The sequence below is a fragment of the Streptomyces sp. NPDC056734 genome, assembly GCF_042790455.1.
Classification (GTDB): Bacteria; Actinomycetota; Actinomycetes; order Streptomycetales; family Streptomycetaceae; genus Streptomyces.
Genome location: NZ_JBHTZD010000018.1, coordinates 1 through 2,136, shown reverse-complemented (window position 1 = coordinate 2,136; position 2,136 = coordinate 1). Strand labels below are relative to the sequence as shown.

The following is a 2,136-nucleotide window of genomic DNA, read 5'->3' as shown; positions in this document are numbered from 1 at the left end:
CCGAGAGGGACAGTACGGCCGAGCCGATCGGGCAGGGCGAGCCGGTCCAGCGGGCCGATTCGAGCAAGCGGGCCGAGGTGCGCAGGGAAGCCGACCCGGTCGAGCAAGACGAGCCGATCCCGCAGGGCGAAGCCGATGCCGCCCGGACCACCGGGACCGCCGGACTGGAGAGTGCCGACGCGGGTACCGGACCGGAGGATGCCGACGCAGATGCCGGACCGGGGGATGCCGACGCGGATGCCGGACCGGGGGATGCCGACGCGGATGCCGCCTCCGAATCCGGAGGCACCCCGGTCGCCGCCCTCGCGGACGCCACCCCCGACGCCGACCGTCCCCGAGCAACCGATCATCCGGCCGCCGGCTCCGGGGACGCCGCTCCAGACGCCGGCCAGCCGACCACCGGCCCCGACGTCGGCCCCGACGCCGACCGCAGGCCCACCGCCCGTCAGCCGGCCACCACCCCCGGGGGCGTCGCCGCCCACACCGGCCAGCCCGCTGCCATCCCCGAGGGCCCCGCCCCCCACTCCGACCACCCAGCCACCACCCCCGGGCACACCCCCGCCCCCAGCCACCCCCAAGCCGCCCCCCACCCGGCCCCCGATCACCCCCACAGCAACCCCCCTCCCCGCCCCACCCGCCGCCGCTCCCCCCTGCTCGTCGCCTCCGTCGTTGCCGCTGTGCTGTTGGTCGGGGGTGGGGGGGCCTACCTGGCCACGTCCGCCGATAAGGGCGCGCGGAGCGCGCGGGATGCGGAGGTGCCTGCCGGGGGCGTGAGCGGGGGCGGTACTCCCCCGCCGCTCGCCCTCGACGGGTACGCCGGGGACAGTGGGATCGCGCCCGGCGAGCCCGATCCCGGGGGCGGGCTGTACCGGGCCGTCGGGGAACTGCCGCAGGGGCCGGCCGACGCCCCCGTGTACACCGTGCACGGCGACATCGGCGCGGACGACGTGACCCGGCTCGCCGACGCGCTCGGCATCGCGGGCACGCCCGTCGCCGAGGGGCCGTCCTGGCGGATCGGCGGGCAGGACGGACAGGGCCCGAGTCTCTCGGTGAGCCGGCAGGGGCCCGGCACCTGGACCTTCCACCAGTACGTCCCCGGCCCCGACGGCTGCCAGAGCGCCACCACCTGCGCCGAGCCGCCGGACGGACCGGCCGGTGCGGTGGACGGGACCGGCGATCCGGTCGGCGAGGCCGAGGCCCGTGCGCTCGCCGCGCCCGTGCTCAGGGCCCTCGGGCAGGACGACGCCGAGGTGGACGCGAGCCAGGTGATGGGCGCGCAGCGGATGGTGAACGCCGAGCCCCAGGTCGACGGGCTGCCCACCCACGGCCGGCCCACCCAGCTCACGATCGGCACCCAGGGCGAACTGCTCGGCGGGAGCGGCCAATTGAGCCCGCCGGTCGAGGCAGCGACGTACCCCGTGCTGGGTGCGGAGGAGACGCTGGGGCTGCTGAACGCGACCTCGGGGGACGGCCGGGTGGGCATCGGCGGGTGCGCCGATCCCGTACCGCTGGAGGGGCGGACGGTGTCGCCGTGCGAGCCCTCCACCACGCTGCCGGAGACGGGGGCGCAGGAGAGCATGTCCGTCGAGGGCGCGGAGTTCGGGCTGGCCTCGCACACCGTCGGGGGGCGGCCCGCGCTGGTGCCGTCCTGGCTGTTCGAGGTGCGGGGGGCGGGGGCGGTGGAGAGTTTCACGGTGACGCATCCGGCGGTCGACCCTGCTTATCTGGCGGCGCCGTCGCCCACCGCGCCGCCCGCGGCCACCGAGTCCGCCTCGCCGCCGCCCGGTGGGACCGTGGAGACGCGGGATGTCCAGGTGGAGGGGTATACCGCCGAGGGCCAGGAGCTGACCGTGCGGTTCACCGGAGGGGTGTGCGCGGACTACTCGGTGGCGGCGCAGGAGAGCGGGGGTGAGGTGCGGGTGACGGTGACCGAGACGCCCTGGCCGGACAAGACCTGCATTCTGATCGCCGAGATCAAGCACCAGACCGTGCTGCTCGACGAGCCGCTCGGCGACCGGAAGGTGGTCGGCTCCGACGGCGCGGCCGTAGCGCTGGAGAAGCCGGGGGCGCGGCTGCCCGGGTAGCCGGGCGTACGGAGAAGGCGGCGGCCCCCCCCAACCGGGGGCCGCCGCCGGC

At 77.0% G+C, this 2,136-nt stretch carries 1 protein-coding gene; it reads left to right on the top strand.

Annotation, left to right across the window (positions count from 1 at the left end; all coding sequences use genetic code 11):
• The coding region (locus ACFRFC_RS26240; RefSeq protein WP_383112657.1) for a hypothetical protein at positions 1 to 2,084 on the top strand (2,084 nt) is incomplete at its 5' end.
• Between the last annotated feature and the right edge of the window lie 52 nt (positions 2,085 to 2,136).